This is a genomic window from Streptomyces sp. NPDC041129, assembly GCF_055592265.1.
On the sequence record NZ_JBVIYV010000007.1, the window covers coordinates 197,638 to 222,559 of the forward strand.

Sequence of the window (24,922 nt, forward strand, 5' to 3'; positions counted from 1 at the left end):
CCTCGCGTGGATCTCCTCACACAACGCTTTCGCGCTTGCCCGGCAAGTGTGCCAGCCATGCGGGAAGTCCGGGCGGGCCTGTGGGAACGGCCACTTCCGCTTTGTTCCCGCCTGTGGACAGCGCCCGTTCCCGCAGGCCGGACCGCCGGGTGCGATGCTCGCGGCATGACATCAGCCGACGGATATCTCCTGGACAACCAGCAGGACGAAGCGGAAGAGCGCTTCCACGCCTTCGCCTCCCTCTTCGACCCGACGACGTTCCGGCACCTGGAAGCACTCGGCGTCGGGCCCGGCTGGCGGTGCTGGGAGGTCGGCGCCGGCGGTACTTCCGTGGTGTCGTGGCTCGCCGAGCGGGTCGGCCCCACCGGCGAGGTCGTCGCCACCGACATCGACACCTCCCGGCTCGCCGCCGCGGCCCGGCACCCGGTCGAGGTACGCGTCCACGACGTGGGTGCGCAGGAGCCGCCCGGTGAGGGCTTCGACCTGGTGCACGCCCGGCTGGTACTCGTCCATGTCCCCGACCGGGAAAGGGCCTTGCGGTCCATGGCCGAGGCGCTGCGGCCCGGCGGACGGCTGCTGATCGAGGACGCCGACCCGGGGCTCCAGCCGCTGCTCTGCCCCGATGAGCACGGTCCCGAACAGCGGCTCGCCAACCGGTTGCGGAACGGCTTCCGCAGCCTGCTCGCCGAGCGTGGTGCCGACCTGTCGTACGGCCGCAGGCTGCCCCGCCTGCTCCGTGAGGCAGGACTGCACGAGGTCGAGGCCGACGCCTACTTCCCCATGACCTCGCCGGCCTGCACCGCCCTGGAGTCCGCCACGGTCCGTCAGATCCGCGGCCGGCTGGTGGCCGCGGGCCTCGCCACCGACGAGGAGATCGACCGTCACCTGGCCAACGTGCGCGCGGGCGGCATGGACCTGACCACCGCGCCGATGATCTCCGCGTGGGGACGCAAGGGGTAGTAGGTCCCACGGTGCACGGCACCCGGCGTCGACCCGGCGTCGGTGCGACGAGGTGCGGCGCCGGATGCCCCGCACCGGGGCGAACCGAACGAGAAGCCGCCACGGTCAGCCAGGTGCGGGCGGGCCTGAGGTGTCCCGGCGCGGTGGTCTGCCGCCCACCTGCCGCACCGCCGCCGCGCCCGCCGCGCAGCCTCTCGCCGCCGCCTCCTCAGCAGCCGCACCCGCCAGCAGGGCGGCCAGGAACGCGCCGGTGAAGGCGTCGCCCGCACCCGTCGTGTCCACCGGATCGGCCGGCGCGGCCGGAACCCGGGCCACCACGGTTCCGGAACGCGCCACCAGCGCCCCGTCCCCACCCGACTTGGCGACCACCAGCGGGAACAGCCGGCTCAACTTGGCGGCCGCGTCACCCGGTTCGGACAGCCCCGTCAGCAGACGGGCCTCGTCGCGGCTCGGCAACAGCACGTCGACACCCTCCGCGAAGGCCAGGAAGCGGTCCACTCCGAAACGCACGAGGAAGCCCGCCGACGCCGGATCCAGACTGACCGGCACGCCACGCGCGCGTGCCGCGGCGAGGGCCACCCGGGCGAGCGCCAGGCTCGGCTCCGAGAACAGCAGATAGCCCGACAGGTGCAGCCGGGTGACCCCGTCGAGCAGTGCGTCGGACCAGTCGGCCGGTTCCAGGCGCAGTGACGCCCCACTGTCCGTGAGAAACGTGCGCTCGGCCGAGGCGCCGTTGTCGACGAGGCAGATCACGGTTCCGGTCGCGGCCTCCGCGTCGATCACCAGCCGGGGCCGCACCCCGGCCGCCGCCAGCTCCCGCTCGTGCCACCGCGCCGCGTCCGCACCCACCCGGCCCAGCAGCCGCACGTCCGCACAGCCCGCGTGCGCCGCCCAGCAGGCCACGTTGGCGCCCGCGCCACCCGGCAGCGTCCGGATGGCGGCGGCCGTGTCGGTACCGGTCGCGAGCGGTCCCCGGTGCCGGGCGACGACATCGGTGACGACGTCCCCGACGACCAGGAGCGCTCCGCCCCCGCCGGAGCTCACCCCCTGGCCCACGCCGTGGCGATGTCTGCCGCCAGCCGGACATTGCCGCGCACCGCCGCCAGATTGGCGCTCAGTGAGGCCCCGTCCGTGTGCCGGACCAGGTGGTCCAGCAGGAACGGCGTCACGCCCTGCCCGGTGATCCCCTCCTCCTCGCAGGCGCGCAGCGCGTCGGCGAGGACGCGCGTGTGCAGTTCGGGATCGAGCTGCTGGTTCCGCGGCACGGGATTCGCGACGATCAGTGCGGAATCCGGCGCGTCGAGCGCGTCCTGCGCCCGCATGACCCGTGCGACCTCCTCCGGGCCGTCCAGCGTCCAGTCGACCGGATGCCCGGAGTCGGACAGGTAGAAGCCGGGGAACCGGCCGGTGCGGTACCCGGCGACGGCCACTCCCAGCGTCTCCAGCCGCTGCAGGGTCGCCGGCACGTCCAGGATCGACTTCACGCCGGCGCACACCACAGTGATCCGCGTCCGGGCCAGCAGACCCAGGTCGGCCGACTCGTCCTGCGTCACCGTCCACTGCCGGTGCACACCACCGAGCCCGCCCGTGGCGAACACCCGGACGCCCGCCAGCGCCGCGAGCTGCGCCGTCGCCGAGACCGTGGTCGCCCCGCTCGCCCCCGCGGCCACGGCCAGGGGGAGGTCACGATGGCCCAGCTTGCGGATGCCGTCCTCGTTCGCGACCCGCTCCAGCTGTCCCTTGTCCAGGCCGACACGGGGCCGTCCGTCCAGCACGGCGACGGTCGCGGGGACGGCGCCCGCCTGCCGCACCACGTCCTCCAGCTCCAGGGCCACCGCCAGATTGCGCGGACGCGGCAGCCCGTGCGCGATGATCGTGGACTCCAGGGCCACCACCGGCCGCCGGGCGTCGAGCGCTTCCCGGACTTCTTCCGACACCACCAGCACCACGTGCCCGCCTCCTGTCCGTCGGTCCCCTCTCATCCCTGGCGGGCGCCGGACCCGGATAAACGCTTGCGGTCTGTGGGAGACACCACCAGCCTGGGCCGCATGACCGACCACACCACGCGTCTCGACCATGTCGTCCTGTGGGTCGCCGACCCCGTAGCGGCCGCCGGCTTCTACGAGAACGTCGTCGGCCTCGAGCCCCTGAGGCTCGCCGAGTACACCGACGGAAAGGTGTCGTTCCCCTCCGTGCGCGTCAACGAGGAGACGATCCTCGATCTCGCGCCGCGGTCCCTCGCGGAGCGCATGAACATGCTCCCCGGCGCCGCCGACAGCGCCGGCCACCCCGTGAACCACGTCTGTCTGTCCCTGCCGTCCGCCGGATTCGACGTCCTGCGCGCCCGTCTGGACGAACGGGCCGTCCCCCTGACCGACATCGGGTACGGCTCCTTCGGCGCGCGCGGGGAGGCCACGCGCAGCTTCTACTTCCGGGACCCCGACGGCAATGTCATCGAGGTCCGGCACTACGGATAGCCCGCCAGGCCCCGTCAGAACAGCGGCTCGGGCAGCACACCCTCCAGCGCGAGCAGTTTCCGCTTGGTCTCCAGCCCGCCCCCGAAGCCGCCGATGCCCCCGTCGCTCTCCACCACCCGGTGGCAGGGCACGACGACCGGCAGCGGATTGGCACCCATCGCCGCCCCCACCGCCTGCGCCCCGCCGGGCTGCCCGACCCGCCCGGCCAGATCCCCGTAGCCGACCACCGTGCCGTACGGCACGGAGGAAGCCAGTTCGCGCAGCACCTGCCGGTTGAAGCCGGAGATCAGCGACCAGTCCAGGGGCAGGTCGAAATCGTGCCGCGTGCCGGCGAGGTACGCCTCGAGCTGCCGTATCGCCTCGTCCAGCAGCGGCGACCGCGGGTCCTCGACGAGCTCGGCGCCCATCCGGGCGGCCAGCCGCTCCAGGGCCCGCTCGCGCACCCGGTCCGTGGCGTGGAAGACGACGTTGACGAGTCCCTCGCGGGTCGCCGCCAGCATCAGCGGGCCGATGCCGGTGTCCACCACGGCCCACACGATCCGCTGCCCGTCCTGCCCATGACTGTCCATGCGGCCACCGTACGACCCGGCACTGACAACGCCCCCGTGCGACGGTCCCCGATCAGTCCGCCTCCAGGGCCGCCCGGACCACGTCCGGCTTGTTGGTGATGATGCCGTCGACGCCGTAGCGCGCGACCTTCCTGGCGGTGGCGGCGTCGTCCACCGTCCAGGCGCACACCCCGAGCGGCCTGCCGTGCGGCCCGTGGAAGGTGCGCAGGGCCGCCACGTAGCTACCGGAGATCGACCCGTACGAGGGATTGATCAGATCGGTGAAGCGCGCGTACCGCTGAAGCTGTGCGACGGACGGCCTGCCGAGGTAGGCGGTGGTGAGCGCCGGCTTCAGCTCGTGCACTGCGCGCACGCTGTCCGCGCTGAAGCTCTGCACGACGAGACGGCCGAGGTGCGCGCGGTCCAGCCAGCCCTCGTTGCCGAGCAGCTTCAGGGTCTGCCGCTCGATCCCCGGGTACAGCTCCGGGTTCTTGATCTCCAGGAGCAGCTTCTCGTGGTTGTGCTCCACCCGGCGCATGTACTGCTTCAGGGTCGGTACGCGCGTGCCCGCGTACGCGGCGGAGAACCAGCTGCCCGCGTCCAGCCGGGCGATCTCCGCCGCGGTGAAGTCCTTCACCTTCCAGGGCGCCCGGCCGGGGAAGACGTCCTCCACGTTCGTGGTGCGCCGCAGACTGTCGTCGTGGATCACCACCAGTTGGCCGTCCTTGGTGCGCTGGACGTCGTTCTCGACCCAGGAGAAGCCCAGCCGGGACGCCTTGTCGATGGACGCCAGGGTGTTCTCGGGGGCGTAGGCCGAGGCGCCGCGGTGGGCGAGCACCACGGGGCCGCGGACCTCGCCCGCCCGGGCGTCGGACGTGGGGATCAGCAGCACTGCCGCCCCCAGGATCGCGGTGGCCGTGGCGGCGACTGCGCGCGCGTGCATGAGCGGACTCCTCCCGTCGAACGAATACCGACAGCACCAGAGTGACAGCAGAGAGTCAACGACACTCGGGCGCGGGACGGCCACACCGTGAACGCGGGCGGCCGACTCCGCTCACCGGTGCCGCACATCTGGGGCAAGGGCGTGTTTCTTTGCCGGAAAATCGTTCGACCATTCCGGTGCGGGTCATACTCTCTGCGTCAACCCTGGCCGCCCGCGCGGCTCTGGGACGGGGGCGCAGTTCGGATATTCCGGGACGCAACAGGGCGGAAGGGCTGCCGCACATGCAGGGCACGGTCGACGGATTCAGCTACGGGGTCGTCACCCCGCTGGTGGCCTATGTCATGGCCTGCCTCGGCGGCGCCCTCGGCCTGCGCTGCACCACCCGCGCCCTGCTGGTCACGCACTCCCGGCGCCCCGCCTGGCTGGCCCTCGGCTCGGCCGCGATCGGCTCCGGCATCTGGACCATGCACTTCGTCGCGATGATGGGCTTCCGCATCGAGGGGGCGCCCATCCACTACGACCGGCCCATCACCTACGCGAGCCTCGGTCTCGCCATCGTGATGGTCGGCGTCGGTCTGTTCATCGTCGGCTACCGGGGGGCCACCGGCACCGCCCTGTTCACCGGCGGCACGATCACCGGTCTGGGCGTCGCCTCGATGCACTACCTCGGCATGGCGGGCATGCGCTTCGACGGACGGTTCGCCTACAGCACGGCCACCGTGGCCGCCTCCGTCGTCATCGCGGTCGTCGCCGCCACGGCCGCGCTGTGGGCGGCCGGACGCGTCCGGGGCCTGCTGTGGAGCGTCGGCGCGAGCCTGGTGATGGGGCTCGCCGTCACCGGCATGCACTACACCGGCATGGCCGCCCTGGACGTCCATCTGCACAGTGCCTCCGCGGCCGCCGCGGGCGGCCCACCGGCCTCGGTGCTGGTGCCGATGCTGATCGGCCCGCTCGCCTTCTTGCTGCTCGCCGGTGCCGTCATGATGTTCGACCCGCTGATGGTCATGGGCCGGCCGGCCCAGGCACCGGTCGAGGACAAGCCGGGCGTCCCGGCCGCCGCCGTCGCCTCCCACCTGGCCCGTCACTCACAGCTGCACCCCGGCCGCCGACAGGCCGGACACCCGCGGCACCACGCCTCCCGGACCCCGCAGAAGCGCTGACCGGGACCCGTTGTCAGTGGAGGGTCGTACGGTTGATGGCATGCGGCCCGTTTCCCACATCGAACGCACGGTGGCGCCCATCGAGGTCGTCAGCCCCTACCAGCCCAGCGGTGACCAGCCGGCGGCCATCGCCGACCTGGCCAAGCGCATCGAGGCCGGTGAGAAGGACGTCGTCCTGCTCGGCGCGACCGGCACCGGCAAGTCCGCCACCACCGCGTGGATGATCGAGAAGCTCCAGCGTCCCACCCTCGTGATGGCGCCGAACAAGACGCTGGCCGCGCAGCTGGCCAACGAGTTCCGCGAGCTCCTGCCCAACAACGCCGTCGAGTACTTCGTCTCGTACTACGACTACTACCAGCCCGAGGCCTACGTCCCGCAGTCGGACACCTACATCGAGAAGGACTCCTCGATCAACGAGGAGGTGGAGCGGCTGCGCCACTCGGCGACGAACTCGCTGCTCACCCGCCGCGACGTCGTCGTGGTCGCCTCGGTGTCCTGCATCTACGGCCTCGGCACCCCGCAGGAGTACGTGGACCGGATGGTCCCCCTCAGGGTCGGAGACGAGATCGACCGCGACGATCTGCTGCGCCGCTTCGTCGACATCCAGTACACCCGTAACGACATGGCCTTCGCCCGGGGCACCTTCCGGGTCCGCGGCGACACCATCGAGATCTTCCCGGTCTACGAGGAGCTGGCCGTCCGCATCGAGATGTTCGGCGACGAGATCGAGGCGCTGTCCACGCTCCACCCGCTCACCGGCGAGATCATCAGCGACGACCAGCAGCTGTACGTATTCCCCGCCTCCCACTACGTCGCCGGACCCGAGCGCATGGAACGGGCCGTCAACGATATCGAGAAGGAGCTGGGGGAGCGCCTGGCCGAGCTGGAGAAGCAGGGCAAGCTCCTGGAGGCGCAGCGCCTGCGCATGCGCACGACGTACGACATCGAGATGCTCCGCCAGATCGGCACCTGCTCCGGTGTGGAGAACTACTCGATGCACTTCGACGGCCGCTTGCCCGGCTCGCCGCCCAACACCCTGCTGGACTACTTCCCGGACGACTTCCTGCTCGTCATCGACGAGTCGCACGTGACGGTTCCCCAGATCGGCGCCATGTACGAGGGTGACGCCTCCCGCAAGCGCACCCTGGTCGACCACGGCTTCCGGCTGCCCTCCGCCCTGGACAACCGGCCCCTGAAATGGGAGGAGTTCCAGGAGCGCATCGGGCAGACCGTCTATCTGTCGGCGACCCCGGGCGCCTACGAGCTGTCGCGCGGGGACGGGGTCGTGGAGCAGATCATCCGCCCGACGGGCCTGGTCGACCCGGAGGTCGTGGTCAAGCCCACCGAGGGGCAGATCGACGACCTGGTGCACGAGATCCGCAAGCGCACCGAGAAGGACGAGCGCGTCCTGGTCACCACGCTCACCAAGAAGATGGCCGAGGACCTCACCGACTACTTCCTGGAGCTGGGCATCCAGGTGCGCTACCTGCACAGCGACGTCGACACGCTGCGCCGTGTCGAGCTGCTGCGCGAGCTGCGCTCCGGCGAGTTCGACGTCCTCGTCGGCATCAACCTGCTGCGCGAGGGCCTCGACCTGCCCGAGGTGTCCCTGGTGGCCATCCTCGACGCGGACAAGGAGGGCTTCCTGCGCTCCGGTACCTCGCTGATCCAGACCATCGGCCGCGCGGCGCGCAATGTCTCCGGCCAGGTCCATATGTACGCGGACAAGATCACCCCGGCGATGGAGAAGGCCATCGACGAGACCAACCGGCGCCGGGAGAAGCAGGTCGCCTACAACAAGGCCAACGGCATCGACCCGCAGCCGCTGCGCAAGAAGATCAACGACATCGTCGCGCAGATCGCCCGCGAGGAGGTCGACACCGAACAGCTGCTCGGCTCCGGCTACCGCAAGCTGAAGGACGGCAAGGGCGCCAAGGCTCCCGTCCCCGCGCTCGGCGACAAGGCGGCCAAGGGCGCGAAGGCGGGCAAGGCCGCGAAGTCCGCCAAGGGCAAGGCGGCGACGGTGCCCACGGACCGCCCGGCGGCCGAACTCGCCGAGCAGATCGAGGAGATGACGGAGCGCATGCGCGCAGCGGCTGCCGAGCTCCAGTTCGAGATCGCCGCCCGGCTGCGCGACGAGGTGTCCGAGATGAAGAAGGAGCTGCGGCAGATGCGTGAGGCGGGTCTGGCGTAGGGACAGCGGCGCGGTCCCGGCTTCACCGGGATCGCGCCCTCACAGCACTCTCGTCATCGCCGGCATCAGGTCCTGGAAGGTGCGGCCGTTGGCCCAGATCTGCTTCGTGGTCAGTTGCCAGTGCGTCCGGGCGCGAGCGAGCTTGGCCAGGATGCACGCGGTGCCGGGATGGCTTCCCCGGAGGGCGCTGCTGACCCTCTCGAGTCCGCGCACCTCGTCGATGAGGCGAAAGATCACGGTCTCGACCTCGCTGAACGACGCACCGGTGAATGAGTCGAGCGTCATGACGATGGCGTCGATGTGCGCGGGGACGCGGGAAGCTCGATGATGACCGACTCGTTGATGCCCTCGATGAGACTGTCCCCGGTGTGCCGAACGGATCCGTCGTCGCTGACGAGGTGGCGGAAGAACACCACGACACCGGCTGCCCGTCGGCGAAGAGCACGACCGAGAGGTCCAGATCGAGGTCCGGGAGGCCAGGAGGTCCGCAAGTCCCAGCGCGTCCCGCCCCGGATCCACACGCAGCACCGCGCGGACGACCTGCGCCAGGGCGTCGCCCGGTTCCCCCGCGGACCGCGGGTGTGTCGCAGCCTTGCCACAAAGGCGTCCGCCGTAGGGCCATGACCGAGGCCGAAGCTCATAGGGTGGCGGTGACGGACACGGATCGCCGGGAGGTCGGGGTGCCGAGCCTGCGACTCGGCGAGAGAGGGGACCCGAATGAGCGTCAACTTGTCCAAGGGGCAGGCCGTCAGCCTGCAGAAGTCCGGCGGCGGCACTCTGACGGCGGTCCGGATGGGCCTCGGCTGGAAAGCGGCCCGACGCCGCGGCCTCTTCGGCGGCCGCACCCGGGAGGTCGACCTGGACGCGTCGGCCGTCCTCTTCGCCGGCGGAGACGTGGTGGACGCCGTCTGGTTCCGTCAGCTCCTGAGCAAGGACGGGTCGGTCCGGCACACCGGCGACAACCTGGTGGGAGGCGCCGGGCAGGGCGGTGACGACGAGTCGATCCTCGTGGACCTCCAGCGCGTCCCGGTCCACGTCGACCAGATCGTGTTCACGGTGAACTCCTTCAACGGACAGACCTTCGCCGAGGTGGAGGACGCCTTCTGCCGGCTGGTCGACGAGACCACCGGCCAGGAACTCGCCCGCTACACGCTCACCGGCGGCGGTTCGGCCACAGCCCAGATCATGGCCAAGGTGGCCCGCCAGAACGACGGCTGGACCATGCAGGCGATCGGTGAACCCAGCCACGGCCGGACGATCGAGGACCTGGCCCCGGCGATCGTGCCCCATCTGTAGGCGTTCGCGGAACAGGCAGGGGGAGGGCATGGCCACCGAACTGGCGCGCGGGCAGAACCAGGTGCTGTCCGCGCGGCGCCTCGCGATCCGGCTGACCGCGGAGCGCCCCGTCATACTCGGCGCCGTGTACACCGACGGGCGCAGCCGGCTGGCGCGGCCCGAATGGGTCGCGCTCCCCGGCACGCCGGGTCTTCCGGGCCTCATCGCGCCACGGGAGGCCGCCACCGGACCGCTCCGCATCGATCTCGACGCGGTGCCCGAGCCGGTGATCGAGGTGCGGGTGCTCATGGCGCTGCCCGTCGGCGGCGGCGCCGACGGGCAGCACGGTTTCGGTGGGCTCCAGCCGCCCTGTGCCGTGGTGGGCGAGGACGCGGGGGATGCCGATGCGGAGGGTGCCGCCATCGCCCGTTTCGCCCTCAGTGGCCTGGACCGTGAGTCCGCCGTGGTGGTCCTGGACGTCTACCGCAGGCAGGGCGCGTGGAAGATCCGTGCCGTCGGGCAGGGGTACGCGGGCGGCCTCGCCGCCCTGTTGACCGACCACGGCCATCCTGCGCCGGACGGGCTGGCGGCCGCCGTCGAGCGGACGGCGGCCCGGTGCCACGTGGAGCCCGTCGGCGAGTTCCGGAGCGTGGGCCGCACCTGCGCACCTCCCGCCGATCCGGCACCCTCCACGGCTGGTTCGACTCCGCTCGCCGCCGACCGGATCGACGCACCCTCCACCGCTGGTTCGACTCCCCCCGCCGCCGACCGGACCGAATCAGCCGCCGGCGCTCGGATCGACTACACCCATCCCCGTCGGCGGAATCCGGACCCGCCGGGTCACCCGCCCGTGCCGACCCCGCCACCCGCCCCCTCGCAGGCCGCGTCTCCCGCCGCCTTCGACGGGCAGCCGCCGCGACCCGTCGCGGGCGACGCGGTGGGCTGGTCGATGGACGAACGTCTGTACAACCAGGTCTGGGGCATGTTCGAGGACCTGGCCCGCACCACGGCCGCGTACCGCAGCGCCGTCGACTTCGCCGACGCCCGCCTGGAGAGGGAACTCGACCAGGCCCTCGCCGACCCCCGCGCCCGGCTCGGCGCGGCGGGCGAAGCCGCTCGGGAGGCGGCCCAGGCCCGGCACACCCAGCTGGTCGACCGGGCCCGGGCCGCGCTCGACCGCGACGTCGCGCAGCTCGCCGCCGAGTCAGAGGTGGTCGAGCCCGCGCTCCCTGTGGCCTGTGCCCGCTGGGACAGCCCGGTCTGGCACGGCTACCGGGTGCCGGCCGAACCGCCGATGGCCCTGCGGCTCGGCGACCTCCACCTTCCGGAGAGCGCCCCGCTGTCCATACCGCTGCTGGTCAGGCTCCCGCTCGAACGCGGCCTGTGGATCGACAGCGGCCCCGCGCCAGGAGCCGACGATGTCTTCCTGGACTCCGCTGAGACACGCCGACTCGCCATGGACGCCGCGGTGGCGCTCGCCGTCCGGCTGCTCGCCGTCCATCCGGCGGGGGAGTTCAACGTCCAGGTCCTGGACCCGGCCGGTACGGCGGCCCAGGCGCTCCTGCCGCTGACCGGGACGGGTGCCGTCACGGTGCCGCCCGGCACCGGCGCGGCGGGCGTGGCGGACATCCTGGGACGGCTCACCCGACGGGTCGACCTGGTGCAGATGGCGCTGCGTGGCGGGGCGGCCGAGTCCCTGCCGCCCGACTTCGACGCCGCTCAGCAACTGCTGCTCCTGAACGACTTCCCGCACGGCTTCGACGACCGGGCAGTGACCAGGCTGCGCTACCTCGCCGACGAGGGGCCGGCCGTCGGCGTCCACCTTCTGATGGTCGCGGACCGCCAGGACGCGGCGGCCTACGGTCCGTTGCTCGACCCTCTGTGGCGTTCGCTCATGCGACTCACTCCCGTCCCCGACGACCACCTCGCCGACCCCTGGGTCGGCCACGCCTGGACGTACGAGCCCTCGCTCGTCCCTTCCGGCAGCGGGATCCTCCAGCAGGTGCTCACCGAAGTCGCAGCAGCCCGCACCAAGCCTAGGTAAAGCGGCTCTGAGCAGCCACTTTGGTATCTCCTTTGCCAATCCCTTTACCTTTCCTTGGTGATTGGGGTACTGTTTTCCGTGCGGAGGGGAGTACTCCCTGACTGCGGCGCACCCGTCAGTACGGACCGTTACGGATCCCGGGGCGTCGGCCCTCGCGGGTGGAAGAGACCTCCGGCAATGACAACGCAGATGTGTTTGCCATGACCTATGCCGGAGGTGCAGTGGAAGTCTCCCCGACCCTTTGGGTCCTCACCATCGTGGGCCTTGCCGTCCTCATCGCGATCGACTTCTTCATCGGGCGCAAGCCCCATGACGTGTCGATCAAGGAAGCGGGTGCCTGGACGGTCGTCTGGATCGCCCTCGCCGGGCTCTTCGGCCTCGGCCTGCTCCTGTTCGGTGGCGGCGCGCCGGCCGGCGAGTTCTTCGCCGGCTTCATCACCGAGAAATCCCTGAGCGTCGACAACCTCTTCGTCTTCGTGCTGATCATGGCGAAGTTCGCGGTGCCCTCGCAGTACCAGCAGCGGGTGCTACTGGTCGGCGTCCTCATCGCCCTGGTGCTGCGTGCCGTGTTCATAGCCGCCGGCGCCGCGATCATCGCCAGCTTCTCCTGGGTGTTCTACCTCTTCGGTGCCTTCCTGATCTGGACCGCCTGGAAGCTCGTCCAGGACGCGCGGGCCGACGAGGAGGAAGAGGAGTACGAGGAGAACAAGCTGCTGAAGGCCGCGGAGCGCAGGTTCGGCGTGGCGGACCGGTACCACGGCACCAAGCTGTGGATCCAGCAGAACGGCAAGCGGGTCATGACCCCGATGCTGGTCGTGATGCTGGCCATCGGCACCACGGACGTGCTGTTCGCGCTGGACTCGATCCCCGCGATCTTCGGCCTGACCAAGGACCCGTACATCGTCTTCACCGCCAACGCCTTCGCCCTGATGGGACTGCGCCAGCTGTACTTCCTCATAGGCGGCCTGCTGAGGAAGCTGGTCCACCTGTCGTACGGCCTGTCGATCATCCTGGCCTTCATCGGCGTCAAGCTGGTGCTGCACGCCCTGCACGAGTCGGGGGTCCATGTCCCAGAGATCAGCATCCCGGTGTCGCTCGGCGTGATCTGCGCGGTCCTGGCCGTCACCACCATCACCAGCCTGATCGCCTCCCGGAAGCAGGCGGCGACCGAAGCGGCGGACCCCGGCAGCGACGAGCCGGCCAAGCGCAGCGTCGACGCCTGACCGGCCCTGCGCGCGGCAATCAGCACCGAACCCGCGGGGCACCGGTCGCACCGTGACCGGGCCCCGCGCAGGAAGGATGACAAAGGATCCGAAAAGAACGGAATGCGAATCCTGCGCGGGTCTGCCACGATCGCAGCATGATCGCTCGGCTCAGACCGCTCACCACCCAGTGGACGTTCCTCGTGCCGGTACTCGCGGTCGTCCTGCTGATCCTCACCTGGGGCCGCGGCCTCCCCGGTCCGCTCGTCGCGCTGGTCACCCTGGTCCTCGCCGGTTCCGTCCTCGCCGCCGTGCACCACGCCGAGGTGATCGCGCACCAAGTGGGCGAGCCCTTCGGCTCCCTGGTGCTGGCCATCGCCGTCACGATCATCGAGGTGGCCCTGATCGTCACCCTCATGATCGACGGCGGCGACAAGAGCGCCACCCTGGCCCGGGACACGGTCTTCGCCGCCGTGATGATCACCTGCAACGGCATCGTCGGACTCAGTCTCCTCGCGGCCTCCCTGCGGCACGGCACCGCGGTCTTCAACCCGGAGGGCACGGGTGCCGCGCTGGCCACCGTGGCGACCCTCGCCACGCTCAGCCTGGTGCTGCCGACCTTCACCACCAGCAAGCCCGGCCCCGAGTTCTCCACCGTCCAGCTCACCTTCGCCGCGCTGTCCTCGCTGATCCTCTACGGACTGTTCGTGGCCACCCAGACCGTGCGGCACCGTGACTATTTCCTGCCGATCAGCCGGCAGGGCGGTGTGATCACGGGGGACGACCACGCCGGGCCCCCGTCCGCGCGCACGGCATGGATCAGCCTCGCTCTGCTCGGCCTCGCCCTGATCGGCGTGGTCGGACTGGCCAAGGGTGTGTCCCCGACCATCGAGTCCGGGGTGCAGGCGGCCGGCCTGCACCAGGCGGTCGTCGGCGTGATCATCGCCTTGCTCGTACTGCTGCCCGAGACCATCGCGGCGTTGCGCGCGGCCCGCCGGGACCGGGTGCAGACCAGCCTCAATCTCGCGCTCGGCTCGGCGATGGCCAGCATCGGCCTGACCATCCCCGCCGTCGCCCTGGCCTCCGTCTGGCTGTCCGGACCGCTCGTACTCGGCCTCGACGCGACCGACATGCTGCTGCTCGCGCTGACCGTGGTGGTCAGCTCCCTGACAGTGGTGCCGGGCCGGGCCACACCCCTGCAGGGCGGTGTGCACCTGGTGCTGTTCGCGGCCTACCTGGAGCTGGCGATCAACCCCTAGGTCTCGTTCATGGCGGTGCCGGCCCGGGCCCGGTCAGCCTCGGGCCGGTTCCATCGCGGGCGCGGGCGCCGGCCGTGTCTCCGGCAGCAGGGCGAAGCAGACCAGGCTCACCAGGGAGATCCCGGTCAGATAGGCGCCCACCCCCCACGGGACGCGCCCGCCGCGGTCCGCCAGCGCCGTCGCCACGATCGGGGTGAGGGCGCCGCCCAGGACGCCGCCGAGGTTGTAGCCGACCGCGGCGCCCGTGCAGCGCACCCGCGCCTCGTACAGCTCCGGCAGGTACGCGGCGATCACCGCGAACATGGTGATGAAGGCGATCAGCGCGCCCAGGATGCCGAGGAACATCAGCAGCGGTTCACCGGTCGCGAGCAGCGCGACCATCGGCAGCATCCACAGCGCGCAGCCCGCGCAGCCGGCCAGGCACAGCGGGCGCCGGCCGTAGCGGTCGCCGAGCAGCGCCATGAGGGGCGTCAGCGCTCCCTTCACCACCACCGCGGCCATGACGCAGGTCAGCATGACGGTGCGACTCACCCCGAGCCGTCCGGTGGCGTACGCCAGCGACCATGTCGTCACCGCGTAGAACACCGCGTATCCGACGGCCAGCGCCCCGGCCGTCAGCAGCACCAGCCGCCCGTGGTGGCGGACGACCTCCACGAGCGGCACTCGCGCGTGGTCGTCGATCTCCAGGAACCGGGGGCTCTCGGTGAGTGAGCGGCGCAGCCACAGCCCGGCCAGGGCCAGTACCCCGGCCGCCCAGAACGGCACCCGCCAGCCCCACTGGGCGAATTGGTCGTCGGGCAGGGCGGCCGACAGCGCGAGCATCACACCGTTGGCGAGCACGAAGCCCACCGCGGGCCCCACTTGGGGAAAGCTCGACCACAGGGCACGCCGTCCCGCAGGCGCGTGCTCGGCGGTCAGCAGCACCGCCCCGCCCCACTCACCGCCGAGCCCCAGCCCCTGGAGGAAGCGCAGCAGGAGCAGCAGCACGGGGGCGGCCGCTCCGATCGTCCCGTACGCCGGCACGCAACCGACCGCGACCGTCGAGGCGCCGGTCAGCAGCAGGGAGGCGACCAGCACCGCGCGCCGTCCGCGCCGGTCGCCGAGATGCCCGAAGAGCACCGAGCCGAGCGGCCGGGCCACGAATCCCACCCCGAACGTGCCGAACGCCGCGAGCGTCCCGGCGATCGGCGAGAACGTCGGGAAGTACAGCGGGCCCAGCACGAGAGCCGCCGCGGTCCCGTAGACGAAGAAGTCGTAGAACTCGATCGCGGTCCCGGCGAGCGAGGCGGCCGCCAGCCGCGGCATGGAAGGTGCCCTCACGGGGCGTACGGGCTGCATGCCGCGTCAACCGCCCCCAGCGATCTTGGGTTACGGGGGCGCACGGAGCTGACCGGGGACCGCGGCGCGAGCCGGACCGACCGGCGTACGCCGCCCCTCGGCCGCTCATCGGCTGTCCCTCGCCCGCTCTTTCGGCCGCTCCTCGGCCGCTCGCCGTGCCGTGATAGACCGGGTCCGAGAAGCGGTCGTGAACGCACCGCCACGAACGGACCGGAGGAACCGTGCCCCGCACCCTGGCCAACGCCCCGATCATGATCCTCAACGGGCCCAACCTGAACCTCCTCGGCCAGCGTCAGCCCGAGATCTACGGCAAGGACACGCTCGCCGACGTGGAGGCGCTGTGCGCCAAGGCCGCGGCCGCGCACGGCGGCACGGTGGACTTCCGGCAGTCCAACCACGAGGGTGAACTGGTCGACTGGATCCACGAGGCGCGGCTGAACCACAGCGGCATCGTCATCAACCCCGGCGCCTACTCCCACACGTCGGTGGCGATCCTGGACGCGCTCAACACCTGTGACGGCCTGCCGGTGCTGGAGGTGCACATCTCCAACATCCACCAGCGCGAGGCGTTCCGGCACCACAGCTACGTCTCGCTGCGCGCCGACGGCGTGATCGCGGGCTGCGGGGTCCAGGGCTATGTGTTCGGCGTGGAGCGGGTCGCCGCGCTGGCGGGAGCGGCTCAGGCCGACGCGTAGCCCAACGGGCGGCCACCGGCGACCGCTCGGGCGTGAGGAGTGGGGCGGTGCCGAACACGCCTCTGCCCGGGCCGCCGGTCGAGGGCGGGGTTGGAGACCGGCGGCCCATACCGCTCAGGAGCCGTCGTCCTGCGCGGGGCTGCTACCAGTTGACCGCGTGTCACGGGCCCAGGGGAGCGCTCACGAGCCCCCGGCGCGTGTGAAGAGTTCACACGGGGCGCGCACCATGGCGTGCGCGCCCGGCGTGCATCAAGGGCGTGCGCCCGGCGTGTGTCTTGCCTTCGCGGCTACCACTCGCGCGCGTGCCACTCCGACAGATGCGGCCGCTCCGTGCCCAGCGTGGTGTCGTTGCCGTGTCCGGGGTAGACCCAGGTCTCGTCCGGCAGCACGTCGAAGATCTTCGTCTCGACGTCGTGGATCAGGCTGGCGAACGCCTTGGGGTCCTTGTGGGTGTTGCCCACACCGCCCGGGAAGAGGCAGTCGCCGGTGAAGACGTGCGGATGGCCGTGCGGGTCGTCGTAGACCAGGGCGATGGAGCCCGGGGTGTGCCCGACGAGGTGGCGGGCGGTGAGCTCCACGCGCCCGACCCGGATGACGTCGCCGTCGTCGACGAGGACGTCGGTGGCCACCGGGATGCCGGGCGCGTCCTCCCGGCCGGCGTACGTACGCGCGCCCGTGGCGGCGACGACCTCGGCGAGCGCCTGCCAGTGGTCGCCGTGCCGGTGGGTGGTGACGACGGACGCGATGCCGTCGTCACCGATCGAGCCCAGCAGCGCCCCGGCGTCGTTGGCGGCGTCGATCAGCAGCTGCTCGTCGGTGGCCCGGCAGCGCAGCAGATAGGCGTTGTTGTCCATCGGGCCGACCGCGATCTTGGTGATCATCAGGTCTTTCAGCTCGTGCACGTCCGCGGGTCCGCCGACCCTGACCTCTCCGCTGTACGTCATGGTGATCAGCCTATAGCGGGCCGGCGCCCGGAGAACCGTGTCGCGCTAGAGCGGAGGCAGCTCCGGCAGCGCGCCGCCCGTCACCTCCAGCGCGGCCCCCTCACGGCGCCCGGCGAGCCAGCCCAGCAGGTCCGCCGGCGCGCCGCTCACCGTGACCTCGGCCACGGCCGCCTCGCGGCCGGTGCGCCACGCGCGCGTACCGTCCGTGATCCGGGTCGCCGGGACCTCGGGGTGTCCGGCGAAGCGGTCCGCCAGGAAACCGGTCTCGCGCTCCGTGAACTCCGCCGGAAGATCCTCCAGCTCGTAGCCGATCCCGAGGTCCACGTGGTGCAGGTCGACCTCGGCCCACCGCCGGAACGGCAGGCGGGCCGCGGAGTCGGTGACGCCGTTGCGCAGCTCCACCGTGCGCGTCCAGTCCGCCGGCACGGCCCCTGCTCGCTGGAAACCGGCGGCGCTCTCGCGCACGTCACTGAGCTGGGCGTCCAGCGGGCGCGGGGCGTCCCGTTCGATGTCGGCGTCCCGGGCCTCGGCGCTCTCGTACATGGGCCGGCCCTCGAGGACGTTCACGAGGGCGTCCGCGTTGCGGGCGAGGTGGGCGAGAACGTGCCCGCGCGTCCAGCCGGGCAGGCGTGACGGCTCGGCCATCGAGGCGTTGTCCAGCTTGGCGACAGCGGTGAGGAGCCGCTCGGTCGCGTCCTGCACACATGCCAGGTCATGAGCGTGATCAATCATGGCCCTGACCCTAGTCGCGCCACCCCTTCGGGTGAAGGTGGTGAAGCTCGCCCATAAATCGAAAGCACGTGCTATATCGTCGAAGGTGGCGCCGGGCATGCACGAGGGCCCGGGATTGTTATGCATCCCGGAATCCGACCGGCGCTGTCAGTGGCTCCCCCTAGTCTCGAAGAAGCACGGGGGCCCCGGCCCCTGTCACTTCTCTCAAGAAAGGTGCGGACCGGCGTGGCCGACCGTCTCATCGTCCGTGGAGCGCGCGAGCACAACCTGAAGAATGTCTCGCTCGACCTCCCGCGCGACTCGCTCATCGTCTTCACGGGCCTGTCGGGGTCGGGCAAGTCCTCGCTGGCCTTCGACACGATCTTCGCCGAGGGACAGCGGCGTTACGTGGAGTCGCTCTCCTCGTACGCCCGGCAGTTCCTCGGCCAGATGGACAAGCCGGACGTGGACTTCATCGAGGGTCTGTCCCCGGCCGTCTCCATCGACCAGAAGTCGACCTCGCGCAACCCGCGCTCCACGGTCGGCACCATCACCGAGGTCTACGACTACCTGCGCCTGCTCTTCGCGCGCATCGGCAAGCCGCACTGTCCCGAGTGCGGCCGCCCCATCTCGCGGCAGTCGCCGCAGGCCATCGTCGACAGGGTTCTGGAGCTGCCGGAGGGCAGCCGCTTCCAGGTGCTGTCGCCGCTGGTGCGCGAGCGCAAGGGCGAGTTCGTCGACCTCTTCTCGGACCTGCAGACCAAGGGCTACTCCCGCGCGCGCGTCGACGGACAGACCGTCCAGCTCTCCGAACCGCCCACGCTGAAGAAGCAGGAGAAGCACACCATCGAGGTGGTCATCGACCGCCTCACGGTCAAGGACTCCGCCAAGCGCCGGCTCACCGACTCCGTGGAGACCGCGCTCGGCCTGTCCGGCGGCATGGTCGTGCTCGACTTCGTCGACCTCCCCGAGGACGACCCCGAGCGCGAGCGCATGTACTCGGAGCACCTGTACTGCCCCTACGACGACCTGTCCTTCGAGGAGCTGGAGCCGCGCTCCTTCTCCTTCAACTCGCCCTTCGGCGCCTGCCCCGAGTGCACCGGCATCGGCACGCGCATGGAGGTCGACCCCGAGCTGATCGTCCCGGACGAGGACAAGTCCCTCGACGAGGGGGCCATCCACCCCTGGTCGCACGGCCACACCAAGGACTACTTCGGCCGTCTGATCGGCGCCCTCGCCGACGCCCTCGGCTTCCGCACCGACATCCCCTTCGCGGGCCTGCCCCAGCGGGCGAGGAAGGCCCTGCTGTACGGCCACAAGACCCAGATCGAGGTCCGCTACCGCAACCGGTACGGCCGCGAGCGCGTGTACACCACCCCCTTCGAGGGAGCGGTGCCCTTCGTCAAGCGCCGGCACAGCGAGGCCGAGAGCGACGCCAGCCGTGAGCGCTTCGAGGGCTACATGCGCGAGGTGCCCTGCCCGTCCTGCGAGGGCACGCGCCTGAAGCCGATCGTCCTGGCCGTGACGGTCATGGAGAAGTCCATCGCCGAGGTCTCCGCGATGTCGATCAGCGACTGCGCGGACTTCCTGGGCGAGCTGAAGCTGAGCGCCCGCGACAAGAAGATCGCCGAGCGGGTCCTGAAGGAGGTCAACGAGCGGCTGAGGTTCCTGGTCGACGTCGGCCTGGACTACCTCTCGCTCAACCGCGCGGCCGGCACCCTCTCCGGCGGCGAGGCCCAGCGCATCCGCCTCGCCACCCAGATCGGCTCCGGTCTGGTCGGTGTCCTGTACGTGCTGGACGAGCCGTCCATCGGCCTGCACCAGCGGGACAACCACCGACTGATCGAGACCCTGGTCCGGCTGCGCGACATGGGCAACACGCTCATCGTCGTCGAGCACGACGAGGACACCATCAAGGTCGCCGACTGGATCGTGGACATCGGCCCCGGCGCCGGCGAGCACGGCGGCAAGGTCGTGCACAGCGGTTCCCTGAAGGAACTGCTCGCCAACGCCGAGTCCCAGACCGGCCAGTACCTCTCGGGCCGCAAGTCGATCCCGCTGCCCGACGTACGGCGCCCCCGCGACCCGTCCCGGCAGCTGACCGTGCACGGTGCGCGGGAGAACAACCTGCAGGACATCGACGTGTCCTTCCCGCTGGGTGTCTTCACGGCCGTGACCGGCGTGTCCGGCTCCGGCAAGTCGACGCTGGTCAACGACATCCTGTACACGCACCTGGCGCGCGAGCTGAACGGCGCGCGCAACGTCCCCGGACGGCACACGCGCGTGGACGGCGACGACCTCGTCGACAAGGTCGTGCACGTGGACCAGTCGCCCATCGGCCGCACCCCGCGGTCCAACCCGGCGACCTACACCGGCGTCTTCGACCACATCCGCAAGCTGTTCGCCGAGACCACCGAGGCGAAGGTCCGCGGCTACCTGCCCGGCCGCTTCTCCTTCAACGTCAAGGGCGGCCGCTGCGAGAACTGCGCGGGTGACGGCACGATCAAGATCGAGATGAACTTCCTCCCGGACGTCTACGTCCCGTGCGAGGTCTGCCACGGCGCCCGGTACAACCGGGAGACCCTGGAGGTCCACTACAAGGGCAAGTCCATCGCCGAGGTGCTCAACATGCCGATCGAGGAGGCGACCGACTTCTTCGAGGCGGTCCCGTCCATCTCACGGCACCTGCGCACACTGAAGGACGTCGGCCTCGGCTACGTCCGGCTCGGCCAGTCCGCGACCACCCTGTCCGGCGGTGAGGCGCAGCGCGTGAAGCTCGCCAGCGAGCTGCAGAAGCGCTCCACCGGCCGCACGGTCTACGTCCTGGACGAGCCGACCACCGGTCTGCACTTCGAGGACATCAGCAAGCTGCTGAAGGTCCTCTCCGGCCTGGTCGACAAGGGCAACACGGTCATCGTCATCGAGCACAACCTCGATGTGATCAAGACCGCCGACTGGCTCGTCGACATGGGCCCGGAGGGCGGCGCCGGCGGCGGTCTCGTGGTCGCCGAGGGCACGCCCGAGGAGGTCGCCGGGGTTCCGGCCAGCCACACCGGCAAGTTCCTGCGCGAGGTCCTCGGCGCCGACCGCGTCAGCGACGCGGAACCGGTGAAGGCACCGCGCGGCACGGCGGCCAGGAAGACGGCCGCCGCCCGCTCGACGGCGAAGAAGACGGTGACGGCCAAGGCCAACAACACGGCCACCGGGAAGGCCACCGCCGCCACGAAGAAGGCGGCACCGGCGAAGAAGGCCGCACCGGCGAAGAAGACGACCCGGGCCCGCAAGGCCTGAGGTCACCGGCGGCGCTCCTGACCTGCCGTCAGGCAGGCGGCGCCCCGCGGGAACTCCCCGCAGGGCGCCGCCTGTGCGTCGAGGGGGGCTACAGCTCGCCCAGTTCGGCCGCGAACGGCGGCTCCGCCCCTGCCCGGGAGCAGGTGATCGCCGCCGCGCGCGCGGCGAACCGCAGCAGCCGCCGCCAGCCGTCGGCCCCCAGGGCTGCGAGCCCTCGGGGCGACAGCGCGTCCTGGACGGCCAGTCCGTGCAGCAGGGCCGCGTTCACGGTGTCCCCGGCGCCGATGGTGTCCACGACCTCGACCTTCTCGCCCGGCACGGAGTGCTCCGCGCCGTCCCGGGTGTGCACGGTGAGGCCCTCGCCGCCCCGGGTGACCACGACGGCCGAAGGCCCCGCGGCCAGCCACTCCCGCGGAGTGCCGCCGAGCCACTCGGCGTCCTCCGCGGACAGCTTCAGCAGCGTCACCGAGGGCAGCCAGCCGCGGAAGCGCGCCCGGTAGGCGTCCGCGTCCGGGATCAGCCCGGTGCGGATGTTGGGGTCGAGGGCGGTGAACAGGCCCTGTGCTGCCGCTTCCCGCATCAGCTTCTCGTAGCCGCTCGCCCCAGGCTCCAGGACGAGCGAACAGGTGCCGAAGGACACCGCGCGCGTGCCCGCGGGAAGAGCGGCGGGGGCGCTGAAGAGGCGGTCGGCGGTGCCGTCCACGTAGAAGGAGTAGGCGGCCGAGCCCTCGGCGTCGACGGTGGCGACGGCCAGGGTGGTCGGCTCGGGGCCGCGCTGTACGTCCGACACCTCCACCCCGGCCCGCCGCAGCCCGTCGAGCAGGGCCTCCCCGAAGGCGTCGCGGGAGGTGCGGGAGCAGAAGGCGGACGGGGAGCCGAGACGGCCGAGGGCCACCGCGGTGTTGTACGGGCCGCCGCCCAGCGCCGGCTTCAGGTCGGCCAGGGCGCCCGGGCCGCGCGGTACCAGGTCGATCAGTGCCTCTCCGGCGACGACGATCACGAGGCGGTTCCCCTCTCCACGGACGCGGATGGTTCGGTGTCCCCGCGGGCCCCGGCCGGCGGCCGGTCCGCGGACCCGTCCCGCCGCTCCGGGCACCCGCAGGAGGTGCGGTGGACGAAGGCGCAGGGCAGCCGGACGGTCCTGGTGGGCCGGTCCGGCGCGGCCAGCCTCTCCAGGAGCACGCGGACGGCCCGGGCGCCGATCTCCCTGCTGGGCTGGGCGATGGCGGTGAGCCGGGGCGAGAACAGATCGGCCCAGGCGAAGTCGTCGAAGCAGCACAGGGCGATGGCGCCCGGTACGGCCAGATTCCGCTCGCGCAGGGTGCGCAGGGCGCCGATGGTCATGGCGTTGTTGGCCGTGACGAGCGCGGTGGGCGGAGCGGGCAGCGAGAGCAGCGCGGCCGTGGCCCGCTCGGCGCCGGCCGACTCCGAGTGGCCGGACACCACGAGATCCTGGTCGAAGGGCAGTCCCGCGGTGGCGAGGGCCTGTCGGTAACCGGCGATCCGTTCCCCGGTGGTGCTGAGGCCGGACAGGCCCGCGACCAGGCCGATCCGGCGGTGGCCCAGCTCCGCGAGATGACCGACGAGATCCGCGGTCGGGCCGGTGTTCTCGGCGCACACCTGATCGAACGGTGCCCGCTCGGGTGCCGGGCCGCCGACGGCGTGGTCGCCGGACGGGAGCACCCGGTCGAGGAACACGGCGGGCACCGCGTGACGGCCGAGGTAGGCCACGAGGTCGTGCGGGTGGGCGGACGGGGCGACGATCATGCCGTCCACCCGGCGTTCGTGGAGCAGCTGGACGACCTTGCGCTCGTGCGCGGGGTCGTCGTGCGGATCGGCGATGAGGAGGCTGTAACCCGCCTCCAGGGCGGCTGCCTCGACGCCCTGGAGGATCTCCGTGAAGTACGGGTTGCTGATCGCCGACACTGCGAGACCGATGGAGCGGGTGCGGGACGTCACCAGGGAGCGGGCCAGGGTGTTGGGGGTGTAGCCGAGGGTGTCGACGGCGTCCAGTACGGCCTGACGGGTGTGGGGCAGCACGGGACGCGTGCCGTTGAGCACGTGGGAGACGGTCGCCACGGAGACTCCGGCACTGCGGGCCACGTCGGCCATCGTGGGCATCGTGTCATCCCTTCTCCAGCCGGCTGAGCCGTACGGGGCTTCGGAGCCGTGCGAGCCTTGCCGGCCTTCCGAGCCGTGTGAGCCGCCGGGGCCACGGGCGGGTGGCCCTCCGGCGGGGAACGTATCTCATCCGGACAGCTCGCGTAAACGCTTGCGCAAACGTTTACGCGTCGATCACCACCCTGCTATCGCCCCCGTCCACAGGGGTCCCTTCCCGTCTGCCGCCGCCCCGGACCCGCCCCCCGACCCCCGGCCGTCCCCGGGTATCGTCGGGCTGCACGCCCCCTGACCAGTGGAGATCCTGATGCCCGCCCGATCGTCAGCGAGCCGTCGTACCGTCCTGTGGGGAGCCGCCGTGGCCCCGGCCGCCGGGCTGGGACTCGCCGCCTGCTCGGCCCCGGGCGACGACTCGGCCGACGCGACCCCGACCACGCCGGTCGACCTGGGCGCCGAGAGCGAGGTCGCGAAGGGGGGCGCCAAGCTCTACCGGGACCGGAACGTGGTGGTCAGCAGGGACGCGGGCGGCGCGCTCAAGGCCTACAGCACGGTCTGCACCCACGCCGGCTGCGTCATCAACAAACTCCAGGGCACCACCCTGATCTGCCCCTGCCACGGCAGCGAGTTCGACGCGGTGACCGGCGAGGTGCTGCAGGCCCCGGCCACCGAGCCGCTCGGCGAGCTCCCGGTCCGCGCCTCGAAGGGGCGGATCATCGCCGGGCCCGGCGCCTGAGCGGGTTCACCCCCGGCGGGGTCACTCCCACTCCCACGCGATGCCCACCAGCCCCGGCCGGATCCGGGGCTCGAACACATGGACGCCGTGGTGCGGCGCGCTGATCCGCAGTTCCTGCCGGCCGCCGCGCGGAGCGGCCGGGGTGTGCTGGGTGAAGCGGTGGCAGCGGGCCGGCAGCGCCGCCGCGTCGAAGCCCACCTGGAGCGCGTACTGGCCGCCCGGGAAACCGAACCGGTGGACGTACTCGCCCGAGACTCCCGCCGTGCCGTCCTCGACGCCGTAGCGGAAGAGGAACGTCTCGCCGGAACGCAGCCGGGTGCCGAACAGCAGCTCCGCCACCAGCACACCGGTGTCCTGGTCCCAGCGGACCCGGCCGGTGCGGCAGTTCTCCAGGGCGCGCACCGTCATCGCGCCCGGACTGCAGCCGGGGTCGCCGTGGTGGACGGCGACGAAACGGTCGACGCCGTCGCGATGGGCCCGCACGATGTGGTGGGACTCCAGGCCGGCGAGCTCGCGCCGGCCGCCGATCCTGACGCGCTGGTGATGGCCCAGGGTGTGCAGACCCCCGTCCAGGGACCAGTCCAGATCGGACCGGAGCCGGTTCCCGGCGTCACAGGCCGCCGCCAGCGAGCGGTAGGAGCGGGCCGGACGGCGGCCGGAGACCCCTGGTTCGCCGGTCTCGGTGAGCAGCCGGATCAGCGACTCGTCCGGCAGCCGCAGGATCTCCTCCAGCGCCCGTACGGCGCGCAGCGACTCGGGGCGCTGCGGGCGCCGGGCGCCCTGCTGCCAGTAGCTCAGACTCGTGATGCCGACCCTGACCCCGTGGCGGGAGAGATGGTGCTGCACGCGCTGGAGCGGCAGTCCGCGGGCGGCGATCGCGGCGCGCAGCGCCACATGGAAGGGGCCGCCCCGCAGGGCCGTGTCCAGTTCGGCGATGGGGACGTCCGCGTGCTCTGTGGCGTGCCGCATGGACAGAGGCCTTTCTGTGAGGTGTCACGACGGCTGGTCAGACCGCTGGCGCGGCGCGGGT

General features: G+C 71.6%; 22 protein-coding genes. 11 read left to right on the forward strand and 11 right to left on the reverse strand.

What is annotated here, in order from left to right:
• The first annotated feature begins 165 nt into the window (after positions 1–165).
• Positions 166–960, forward strand: a complete 795-nt coding sequence (locus tag ACZ6B1_RS23235; protein WP_468781202.1) for a methyltransferase — start codon at positions 166–168, stop codon at positions 958–960.
• Between the two features lie 105 nt (positions 961–1,065).
• Here ACZ6B1_RS23235 and ACZ6B1_RS23240 read toward each other — a convergent pair whose 3' ends face one another.
• Both ACZ6B1_RS23240 and ACZ6B1_RS23245 read right to left on the reverse strand, forming a co-directional pair.
• Complete coding sequence (locus ACZ6B1_RS23240) at positions 1,066–2,016, reverse strand: carbohydrate kinase family protein (RefSeq protein ID WP_468781204.1); 951 nt, start codon at positions 2,014–2,016, stop codon at positions 1,066–1,068.
• Entirely contained in the window at positions 2,001–2,909 is a 909-nt protein-coding gene (locus tag ACZ6B1_RS23245; RefSeq protein ID WP_468781206.1) for a pseudouridine-5'-phosphate glycosidase, read from the reverse strand. Before ACZ6B1_RS23245 ends, ACZ6B1_RS23240 begins: the two co-directional genes overlap by 16 nt.
• Positions 2,910–3,008: 99 nt before the next feature.
• On the opposite strand from ACZ6B1_RS23245, the gene ACZ6B1_RS23250 reads away from it, so the two are divergent.
• Positions 3,009–3,437 (forward strand): VOC family protein, encoded by a 429-nt coding sequence (locus ACZ6B1_RS23250; protein WP_468781208.1) that lies wholly within the window; start codon positions 3,009–3,011, stop codon positions 3,435–3,437.
• Positions 3,438–3,451: 14 nt separating this feature from the next.
• Here ACZ6B1_RS23250 and ACZ6B1_RS23255 read toward each other — a convergent pair whose 3' ends face one another.
• Positions 3,452–4,006 (reverse strand): methylated-DNA--[protein]-cysteine S-methyltransferase, encoded by a 555-nt coding sequence (locus tag ACZ6B1_RS23255; RefSeq protein WP_468781210.1) that lies wholly within the window; start codon positions 4,004–4,006, stop codon positions 3,452–3,454.
• Positions 4,007–4,058: 52 nt separating this feature from the next.
• On the reverse strand, positions 4,059–4,928 hold the full coding sequence (locus ACZ6B1_RS23260) for a glycerophosphodiester phosphodiesterase (protein ID WP_468781212.1): 870 nt from the start codon (positions 4,926–4,928) through the stop codon (positions 4,059–4,061).
• A gap of 281 nt (positions 4,929–5,209) precedes the next feature.
• On the opposite strand from ACZ6B1_RS23260, the gene ACZ6B1_RS23265 reads away from it, so the two are divergent.
• Complete coding sequence (locus ACZ6B1_RS23265; protein WP_468781214.1) at positions 5,210–6,088, forward strand: MHYT domain-containing protein; 879 nt, start codon at positions 5,210–5,212, stop codon at positions 6,086–6,088.
• Positions 6,089–6,128: 40 nt separating this feature from the next.
• On the forward strand, positions 6,129–8,282 hold the full coding sequence (gene uvrB, locus ACZ6B1_RS23270) for an excinuclease ABC subunit UvrB (protein WP_468781216.1): 2,154 nt from the start codon (positions 6,129–6,131) through the stop codon (positions 8,280–8,282).
• A gap of 39 nt (positions 8,283–8,321) precedes the next feature.
• Here uvrB and ACZ6B1_RS23275 read toward each other — a convergent pair whose 3' ends face one another.
• Positions 8,322–8,567: a hypothetical protein gene (locus tag ACZ6B1_RS23275; RefSeq protein WP_468781218.1), complete on the reverse strand. Its 246-nt coding sequence runs from the start codon at positions 8,565–8,567 to the stop codon at positions 8,322–8,324.
• A 432-nt stretch (positions 8,568–8,999) separates the two neighbouring features.
• On the opposite strand from ACZ6B1_RS23275, the gene ACZ6B1_RS23280 reads away from it, so the two are divergent.
• The 4 genes from ACZ6B1_RS23280 to ACZ6B1_RS23295 all read left to right on the forward strand — a co-directional run bounded on the left by ACZ6B1_RS23280 (position 9,000) and on the right by ACZ6B1_RS23295 (position 14,062).
• On the forward strand, positions 9,000–9,578 hold the full coding sequence (locus tag ACZ6B1_RS23280; RefSeq protein ID WP_468781220.1) for a TerD family protein: 579 nt from the start codon (positions 9,000–9,002) through the stop codon (positions 9,576–9,578).
• Between the two features lie 28 nt (positions 9,579–9,606).
• Positions 9,607–11,601 (forward strand): TerD family protein, encoded by a 1,995-nt coding sequence (locus ACZ6B1_RS23285; RefSeq protein ID WP_468781221.1) that lies wholly within the window; start codon positions 9,607–9,609, stop codon positions 11,599–11,601.
• A gap of 221 nt (positions 11,602–11,822) precedes the next feature.
• Positions 11,823–12,824: a TerC/Alx family metal homeostasis membrane protein gene (locus ACZ6B1_RS23290; protein ID WP_468781566.1), complete on the forward strand. Its 1,002-nt coding sequence runs from the start codon at positions 11,823–11,825 to the stop codon at positions 12,822–12,824.
• 137 nt (positions 12,825–12,961) lie between these two features.
• Positions 12,962–14,062 carry a calcium:cation antiporter gene (locus ACZ6B1_RS23295; RefSeq protein ID WP_468781223.1) on the forward strand — a complete coding sequence of 367 codons (1,101 nt, stop codon included), beginning with the start codon at positions 12,962–12,964 and terminating at the stop codon, positions 14,060–14,062.
• Between the two features lie 33 nt (positions 14,063–14,095).
• On the opposite strand, the gene ACZ6B1_RS23300 is transcribed toward ACZ6B1_RS23295, so the two are convergent.
• Entirely contained in the window at positions 14,096–15,367 is a 1,272-nt protein-coding gene (locus tag ACZ6B1_RS23300; protein ID WP_468781225.1) for an MFS transporter, read from the reverse strand.
• Positions 15,368–15,621: 254 nt separating this feature from the next.
• On the opposite strand from ACZ6B1_RS23300, the gene aroQ reads away from it, so the two are divergent.
• Positions 15,622–16,095, forward strand: a complete 474-nt coding sequence (gene aroQ, locus ACZ6B1_RS23305; protein ID WP_468781227.1) for a type II 3-dehydroquinate dehydratase — start codon at positions 15,622–15,624, stop codon at positions 16,093–16,095.
• Between the two features lie 287 nt (positions 16,096–16,382).
• Here the strand turns inward: aroQ and ACZ6B1_RS23310 are convergent, their stop codons facing one another.
• Both ACZ6B1_RS23310 and ACZ6B1_RS23315 read right to left on the reverse strand, forming a co-directional pair.
• Positions 16,383–17,039, reverse strand: a complete 657-nt coding sequence (locus ACZ6B1_RS23310) for an MBL fold metallo-hydrolase (RefSeq protein WP_468781228.1) — start codon at positions 17,037–17,039, stop codon at positions 16,383–16,385.
• A gap of 45 nt (positions 17,040–17,084) precedes the next feature.
• Entirely contained in the window at positions 17,085–17,771 is a 687-nt protein-coding gene (locus tag ACZ6B1_RS23315) for a maleylpyruvate isomerase family mycothiol-dependent enzyme (protein WP_468781230.1), read from the reverse strand.
• A 225-nt stretch (positions 17,772–17,996) separates the two neighbouring features.
• On the opposite strand from ACZ6B1_RS23315, the gene uvrA reads away from it, so the two are divergent.
• Positions 17,997–21,041 (forward strand): excinuclease ABC subunit UvrA, encoded by a 3,045-nt coding sequence (uvrA, locus tag ACZ6B1_RS23320; protein ID WP_468781231.1) that lies wholly within the window; start codon positions 17,997–17,999, stop codon positions 21,039–21,041.
• 88 nt (positions 21,042–21,129) lie between these two features.
• Here the strand turns inward: uvrA and ACZ6B1_RS23325 are convergent, their stop codons facing one another.
• Positions 21,130–22,041, reverse strand: coding sequence for a carbohydrate kinase family protein (locus ACZ6B1_RS23325; protein ID WP_468781233.1), 912 nt, complete (start codon positions 22,039–22,041; stop codon positions 21,130–21,132).
• Positions 22,038–23,162 carry a LacI family DNA-binding transcriptional regulator gene (locus tag ACZ6B1_RS23330; protein WP_468781235.1) on the reverse strand — a complete coding sequence of 375 codons (1,125 nt, stop codon included), beginning with the start codon at positions 23,160–23,162 and terminating at the stop codon, positions 22,038–22,040. The genes ACZ6B1_RS23325 and ACZ6B1_RS23330 overlap by 4 nt, the downstream gene beginning before the upstream one ends.
• Before the next feature lie 304 nt (positions 23,163–23,466).
• Between ACZ6B1_RS23330 and ACZ6B1_RS23335 the strand changes: the two genes are divergently transcribed.
• Entirely contained in the window at positions 23,467–23,892 is a 426-nt protein-coding gene (locus ACZ6B1_RS23335; protein ID WP_468781237.1) for a Rieske (2Fe-2S) protein, read from the forward strand.
• Positions 23,893–23,913: 21 nt separating this feature from the next.
• On the opposite strand, the gene ACZ6B1_RS23340 is transcribed toward ACZ6B1_RS23335, so the two are convergent.
• Positions 23,914–24,861 carry a hypothetical protein gene (locus ACZ6B1_RS23340; protein WP_468781239.1) on the reverse strand — a complete coding sequence of 316 codons (948 nt, stop codon included), beginning with the start codon at positions 24,859–24,861 and terminating at the stop codon, positions 23,914–23,916.
• Positions 24,862–24,922: the final 61 nt, after the last annotated feature.